Origin of the sequence: Streptomyces mangrovi (genome assembly GCF_900114215.1) — a bacterium.
GTDB classification, from domain to species: Bacteria; Actinomycetota; Actinomycetes; order Streptomycetales; family Streptomycetaceae; genus Streptomyces; species Streptomyces barkulensis.
In genome coordinates this window covers 98,287-105,431 of record NZ_FOSG01000021.1, presented here as the reverse complement: position 1 = coordinate 105,431, position 7,145 = coordinate 98,287, and the positions used below count along the sequence as shown (strand labels likewise).

Sequence of the window (7,145 nt, the reverse complement as noted above, 5' to 3'; positions counted from 1 at the left end):
CGGGGTGATGTTCGGGTCGCCGGAGACGACCACCGGTGGGCGGGCGCTGAAGTTCTACGCCTCGGTGCGGCTGGACATCCGCCGGATCGAGACGCTCAAGGACGGCACGGACGCGGTGGGCAACCGCACCCGGGTGAAGGTGGTCAAGAACAAGGTGGCGCCGCCGTTCAAGCAGGCGGAGTTCGACATCCTCTACGGGGTGGGGATCAGCCGGGAGGGCGGGCTGATCGACATGGGGGTGGAGCACGGCTTCATCCGCAAGTCGGGTGCCTGGTACACCTATGAGGGCGACCAGTTGGGGCAGGGCAAGGAGAACGCCCGCAACTTCCTGCGTGACAACCCCGATCTGGCCGACGAGATCGAGAAGAAGATCAAGGAGAAGCTCGGCATCGGGGTCCGGCCGGAGGCGGAGGACGAGGCGGAATCCGGGGAGGAGGCCATCCGCACCCTCGCCGCCGGGTTCTGACCCGCCTCGCCGGCACCCCGCCCCGCCGCCGTCCCGGCCGTCCCACGCCCGGAGGATCATGGGAGCCGGCCGGGACCGGGAGCCACGGCCTGCGGCCTGCCCCGGTCCCGGCCGGCTCCGCCGGGCTCAGCCGACCCGGACCGCCGGTTCCCTGCCGGCCTCACCGTCGGTCTCTCCGCCGCTCCCCCCGCCGGCTTCCGGAGCACCGTCACCGTCCACGGGCCGCTGCCCCGGGCCGTCCGAGGCCCGGGCTCCGGCGCCCGCGGACTCCTCGGCCAGCCGTTCCATGCCGCTGGTGGTCTTCAGCGGCTTCTCCTTGATGAACACGACGGCGACCAGGGCGAGCAGGGCGAAAGGCGTCGCGACGAGGAAGAGGTCCGCGGTGGCGACACCGTAGGCGTGCTCCACGATCGCCCGGATCGGCGCCGGCAGGGCGGTGACGTCGGGGACGCCGCCCTCCGGGCCGCCGGGGGCCCGGAGGGCGGCGGCGGGAACGCCCGCCTGCTCCAGCCCCCGGGTCATCTCGGTCGCGACCCGGTTGGCCAGGATCGCGCCGAGCACGCTGGTGCCGATCGTGCCGCCCATGCTGCGGAAGAAGGAGAGCACGGAGGTCGCGGCGCCCAGCTCGGCGGCGGGGACGTCGTTCTGCGCGGCCAGCACCAGGTTCTGCATCAGCATGCCGACTCCGATGCCGAGCACCGCCATGTAGACGCTCAGCAGGCCGAAGCCCGTGCCGGAGTCGATCGTGGAGAGCAGTCCGAGACCGGCGGTCATGGTGATCGCGCCCGCCACCAGGTACACCTTCCACCTGCCGGTGGCGCTGATGACCTGGCCGGCGACGGTGGAGGAGACCAGCAGGCCCAGGATCATCGGCAGGCTCATCAGACCTGCGACGGTGGGGGACTTGCCCAGGGAGATCTGGAAGTACTGGGAGAGGAAGACGGTGCCGCCGAACATGGCCACACCCACCAGCAGGCTGGCCACGGTGGTCAGGGTCACGGTGCGGTTGCGGAAGATGTCCAGCGGGATGACCGGCTCGGGCACCCGCGACTCGACGTAGACCGCGGCGATCAGCAGCACCGCGCCGCCACTGGTCAGAACGGCGGTCTGCCAGGAGAGCCAGTCGAACCGGTTCCCGGCCAGCGAGGTCCAGACGAGCAGCGCGCAGACACCCGCGACGATCAGGAAGGCGCCCAGGAAGTCGATCCTCACCTCGCGCCGGACGGTGGGCAGCCGCAGGGTGCGCTGCAGCAGCACGATCGCCAGCAGGGCGAACGGCACCCCGATGAAGAAGCACCAGCGCCACCCCAGCCACGAGGTGTCCACCAGGACACCGCCGATCAGCGGTCCGGCCACGGTGCCGACGGCGAAGACGGCGCCGAAGACGCCCGCGTACTTGCCCAGCCTGCGGGGCGGGATGACGGCGGCCATCACCACCTGGGCCAGGGCGGTGAGGCCGCCCGCGCCGATGCCCTGGACGACTCGGCTGAAGATCAGCAGCTCGACGCCCTGGGAGAAACCGGCCAGCAGCGAGCCGACCACGAACATGCCCAGGGAGAGCTGCAGCAGCAGCTTCTTGTTGTAGAGGTCGGACAGCTTGCCCCACAGCGGCACGGTCGCCGTCATGGCCAGCAGCTCGGAGGTGACGACCCAGGTGTAGGAGGACTGGCTGGCCCCCAGGTCGGTGATGATCCGGGGCAGCGCGTTGGCCACCACGGTGCCCGCCAGGATGGCGACGAACATGCCGGCCATCAGGCCGGACATGGCCTGGAGGATCTGCCGGTTGGTCATGGATGTGGGCGGCGCCTGGTCAGGCGCCTGCGATGCGGTCACAACGTCCTTCTCTGGGTCTCTCAAGGGCTCGTGGATCGCTCTCCTGCGCCGGTACGGAGCGCGCGGGGCCCGACCGGGCCCTGTCGGGCGGGGTGTTTCGGACCGGGCGGGGAGCGGGTCGGGTCAGCGCCGCCGGTTCCCGCCGGACGGCGCCGGCAGTCCGGCGGCCAGGTGCTCGAAGACCTGCCGGAAGACATCGGTGAAGGCGAGCCGGTCCTGCCGTGCGCACCAGTGCTCGACGGCGACCCGGACGGCGGTGCCGCCGACGGCGGCCAGCAGCCGTGGGTACAGATCCAGCGCCCTGCGCCGCTCCTTCTCGGAGACGGGAGGCGCCGGGCCGGCGGCGGTGGCGGAACCACCGCCGAGGCGCTCGGTGAGCGCCTCGGCCAGGCCGAGTTCGTCGGCCAGATGCGCGGCGAGACTGCGGGCGAGCAGATGCGGTGACGCGCTCAGCACCCTGGCGTGGAGGTCCCACACCTCATGGCGCTGCTCGACCTCCGCCAGTTCCGCCGCCATGGCCTCGCGCAGCGCCTCCAGAGGGGAGAGGCCGGCCGGCGCTTCGAGCACACCGCGACGGACCCGCACGCCCGACTCCGCGTCGACCATGACGAAGGCGTCGTCGCGGGAGTCGAAGTAGTTGAAGAACGTCCGGGGGGAGACGCCGGCCGCCTCGCTGATGGCCTCGACGGTGACGTGCTCCGCCCCGTGTTCCGCCGCGAGCCGTACCGCCGCTTCCGTGAGAGCGGCACGGGTGGCCCGCTTCTTGCGCTCCCGCAGCCCGCTTCCCGGAGCCTTCTTCTCCACCACATCTTGCATGCTAGGAAAAAATGCATGCTCTGTAAAAATTATTTCCGGCCGTCTCCGGTGCCGGGGTCACCCGTCCCCACCGATTGCGGGCCTTCCAGGCGGCCGGGTTCCGGCCGGTGGGAGCCGAGGTACTGCTCACCGAGCGATAGGAGCGTCCCCCGCGGCCTCGTCGGCGCCCGCGGGAGTCCCCACGCGCCCCAGTTCGCGCAGGATGCGGGCCAGATCGCCGGGGGCGGCGGCGAGGCGGACCGGGCGGCCGGCGTCGTCGAGGTCGGCGATGTGCCAGCCGCTGGGTACGGCCTTGCCGTCGCCGCCGCGGGCGCGCCGCACCTCCTTGACGGTGAGCCGTTCCGCGGGAATCGGCTTCGCCGCGAACCGGCCGGGGCCGGAGTGCGGCGTCACCGCGGGCGGCCCGCCGCCGATGACGATGTGGGTGCCGAAGTGGTGTGGGTTGTAGTCGGTGGACTCCAGGAAACGGGCGGCCAGGAACACCTCCGCGTCCCGCCCCGCGGGCTCCCCGGCCGCCGCGGCTGCGTCGGCTCCGCCGGGCGCGCGGACGCGGGTGGCGCGCCAGGCCCAGGCGAACAGACCCAGTGTGACCAGCGACCCCGCGGCCGTCCACACGATCCCCGCGGCGGAGTCGAACGGGCCTGTGGGGTGGAGGTAGGCCAGCGGCAGCAACCACAAGGCCGTGCCGGCGAGCGCGCCCACGAACGGAAGCTCCGAGGGGAGGACCTCGTCGTCGGGCAGCCGCCGCCGGCGCAGCCACAGCAGCACCCGCGCGCCGGGCCAGCCGGCGGCCAGGGCGCACAGGGCCGCGAGGACGGCCACGCTCCCCGGGGTGACGACGTGCTCGCGCCACACGTACCGCTCCCCGGCAACCTCCATCACCTCGCCCCGCCACAGGGTCAGCTCGACCCTGTCGCCGGGCCGGAACTCCTGGGCGGCCTCCTGGGAGACCCTGAGCCGCTCCAGCGGCCGGCCGTCGGCGAAGTACAGCCGGCCGGGATTCCTGGGGCGGCCCGCCTCGGTCCGCTCGATCTCGGTCGGCAGGGTGCTCAGGCACTCACCCCGCTCCGCCGCGGGCACCCGGGCGGTGCACGGGACGGCCGACTTCCACGCCCGTTCCTCGGCGGCGGTGCCCGATACGGACCACACCGCCAGGCCCGCCCCCGACAGCAGCAGCACGCACAGGGCCAGCGACCCGAGCCGGCCGTATCCGGCGGATCGGTGGGAGACGACCGGCAGATGGTCCGAGCGGGGGGTTCCGTGGCGGCGGTGCAGCGTACGGAGCGTCTCCAAGGCCGCGTCGAACCCCGGGTCCTCGGGGGACCAGCTGCGCGGCAGGGGCAGCAGCCGCCTGCGCCCGTCGTCCAGCACCACAGCGACGCAGCGGGTGTCCGGGGCCTTGTGGTTCCACTCGTTCTTCATGCGGATCTGCAGATCGGCGATGCCGGACCACGGCATGCTCCGGCGGCGCAGCAGCGTCCGGACGTGCAGACCGTACGCGTCGGCGCTCACCCGGGCGACGGCCCCGCGCAGCGAGGCGATGGCCACCAGCGCCGACAACAGGCCGATCCCCGACCACACACCCCACAGTCCGCCGCGATCCGCCGCGTACACCGCGGTCGCGGCCGTCGCGGCCGTCACTGCCGCTCCCAGGGCAGCGAAGATCCACTGGGTGCGTCGGTAAGGAGAACGACAGGTGACTTCCCGGACATCGGTCATGGGTACGACCCTGCCGCCGTCCGGCCGGGGCCTCATGTGCACGATGCGGCAGCTTTCCGCCCGGCGATGCTTCCGGATACGGGAGACTCCGCATCCCAGGCCGGGCCGGTCACCGCGGGGAGCCCCCGCGCCCGGGCGGAACCTCATGGCTTCCTTAGGGCTTCCTGAAGAAGCCCTTCTCCGGTGCCCCGCAGGCCCCGGACCTGCCTAGGCTCTCGCCCGACCCCGATTCCCCGACCGACTTCCCGAGGTACCGTCCGCATGAGCTCCCGCCGAGCCGGCCGTTCCCGCCACCGCTCCCACGCCCGTGCCAAGGGCGCCCCGCCGGCACGCAACATCGTCCTCGCGCTCAGCGTGGTCACCATGGCGGCGGGCGCCGGTCTCACCGTGGTCGCGGGCGGAGGGCAGGACGGACCGGCCGACCGTGTGGCGGCGGACGCGGCCGGCACCGCGCACGACACGGAGGACGGGGCGGCCGGCCGCGCGTCCCTTCCCGCCTCCCCCGATCCGCGGGAGAGTACGTCCGCCTCGCCCGGTGCCGACGGCGCCGGGAAGCCGGGGAAGTCCGAGAAGTCCGGGAAGCCCGCACGCGGCGCGACTCCCTCCGCCTCCGCGCCCGCGTCCGGTTCCGCCTCGGCCTCCGCCGGGGGAGCGGACCCCGGCAGGGCGGCCGGGAACGAGCGGGACCGAAGCGGCGCGGCCGGCTCCGAGGGCACTGCCGGGTCCGGCGGCGGGAAGGGCGCCGGCGCCCCCGGGGCGGACGCGCCGGAGGACAGCGGGCCGCAGGCGCAGGTACTCGCACTCGTCAACAGGGAGCGGGCCGCGGCCGGTTGCCGCCCGGTCACCGCCGATGCCCAACTGACACGGGCCGCGGAGGACTACAGCGACACCATGGCCGCCTCCGGCGTGCTGTCCCACACGGGGCCCGACGGCTCCACGATGGCCGGCCGGGTCGAGGCGGCCGGGTACGCCTGGAGCAACCTGGGCGAGAACATAGCCCAGGGGCAGCCGGACGCCGCCTCGGTCATGAAGGCGTGGATGAACAGCCCCGGCCACCGCGCGAACATACTGAACTGCGCCTTCGAGGAGCTGGGTGTCGGTGTCCACTTCGGCGACGGCGGCCCGTGGTGGACCCAGAACTTCGGCACCGGCCGGTAGCGGCGCGGCGCCGACGGCCGCCCACGGGCAGGAAAGAGGTCCGGCCCCGGTGCTGAACGCACCGGGGCCGGACCTTCCAGTAGCGGGGACAGGATTTGAACCTGCGACCTCTGGGTTATGAGCCCAGCGAGCTACCGAGCTGCTCCACCCCGCGGCGGTGCCACCACTGTACGGCACGCCGCGGCCCGAGGCGAAACGGGCAGGCCGCCAAGGGAATTCAGCCCGTGCCCGCGGCACGCACCGTCCGGGTGCGCACGGTGGCGCCGGCGCAGGCGATCACGGCGACGCCGCCGAGGACGGTGGGCCAGGTGATCTGCTCGCGCAGGAGCAGCGCGGCCCAGCAGATGCTCATCACGGGCTGGACGAGCTGCACCTGGCCGACCCGCGCCATCGGGCCGATCGCAAGCCCCCGGTACCAGGCGAAGAAGCCGAGGAACATGCTCACCACCCCGAGGTAGGCGAACGCGGACCACTCGGCCGGACCTCCGGTCGGAGGCCGCGACGAGGCGGAGAGGACGGCGAGGGCCGTCATCAGCGGCGCGGAGAGCACCAGCGCCCAGGAGATGGTCTGCCAGGCGCCGAGTTCACGGGCGAGGATCCCGCCCTCCGCGTAGCCGGTACCGGCCGCCGCGACGGCGCCGAGCAGAAGCAGGTCGGACCAGTGGAGCCCGCCGAACCCGCCCCCCTGGAGAGAGGCGAACACGACCGCGGCGACCGCGCCGACGGCCGCCATGACCCAGAACGGGGCCGGAGGGCGTTCGTGTCCGCGGAGCACGGCCATCACCGCGGTCGCGGCCGGCAGGAGCGCGATCACGACGGCGCCGTGACCGGCCGAGGCGGTGGTCAGGGCGTAGGAGGTCAGCACGGGGAAGCCGACGACCACACCGCCGGCGACGACCGCCAGGCGGCCCCACTGGGTGCCGCGGGGCGGGCGCTGCCGGGTGACCGCCAGCGCGACCGCCGCCAGCAGCGCGGCGACCACCGCGCGGCCGGAGCCGACGAACAGCGGTGACATCCCGCCGCCCTCGACGGCGACCCGGGTGAACGGGACGGTGAACGAGAACGCTCCGACCCCGAGCAGCCCCCACCCGAGACCGGAGCGGGACGGGGATAGCACCTGGGCTTCAAGTGCAGTAGCGCTACTGTTGTCTGT

The 7,145-nt window shown here is 73.4% G+C and carries 6 protein-coding genes and 1 tRNA gene; 2 read left to right on the top strand and 5 right to left on the bottom strand.

The genetic code is table 11. The features are described from left to right. Window positions 1–466 (top strand): recombinase RecA family protein (locus tag BM237_RS23865; protein WP_483883299.1); only part of this gene is annotated, 466 nt, incomplete at its 5' end. 126 nt (window positions 467–592) lie between these two features. On the opposite strand, the gene BM237_RS23860 is transcribed toward BM237_RS23865, so the two are convergent. The 3 genes from BM237_RS23860 to BM237_RS23850 form a co-directional block, all read right to left on the bottom strand. Beyond that, window positions 593–2,257 carry an MDR family MFS transporter gene (locus BM237_RS23860; protein ID WP_175541111.1) on the bottom strand — a complete coding sequence of 555 codons (1,665 nt, stop codon included), beginning with the start codon at window positions 2,255–2,257 and terminating at the stop codon, window positions 593–595. A gap of 165 nt (window positions 2,258–2,422) precedes the next feature. Further along, window positions 2,423–3,115, bottom strand: a complete 693-nt coding sequence (locus BM237_RS23855) for a TetR/AcrR family transcriptional regulator (RefSeq protein WP_093851790.1) — start codon at window positions 3,113–3,115, stop codon at window positions 2,423–2,425. A gap of 126 nt (window positions 3,116–3,241) precedes the next feature. Continuing rightward, a complete protein-coding gene (locus BM237_RS23850; protein ID WP_093851798.1) occupies window positions 3,242–4,834 on the bottom strand; it encodes a PH domain-containing protein in 1,593 nt (530 codons plus the stop codon). 261 nt (window positions 4,835–5,095) lie between these two features. Between BM237_RS23850 and BM237_RS23845 the strand changes: the two genes are divergently transcribed. Next, on the top strand, window positions 5,096–5,992 hold the full coding sequence (locus tag BM237_RS23845; RefSeq protein WP_093851789.1) for a CAP domain-containing protein: 897 nt from the start codon (window positions 5,096–5,098) through the stop codon (window positions 5,990–5,992). Between the two features lie 80 nt (window positions 5,993–6,072). Here the strand turns inward: BM237_RS23845 and BM237_RS23840 are convergent. Continuing rightward, window positions 6,073–6,146, bottom strand: a tRNA-Met gene (locus BM237_RS23840). Window positions 6,147–6,209: 63 nt separating this feature from the next. Further along, the gene (locus BM237_RS23835) at window positions 6,210–7,109 is read right to left on the bottom strand and encodes a DMT family transporter (protein ID WP_093851788.1); all 900 of its coding nucleotides are present in this window, start codon (window positions 7,107–7,109) and stop codon (window positions 6,210–6,212) included. Between the last annotated feature and the right edge of the window lie 36 nt (window positions 7,110–7,145).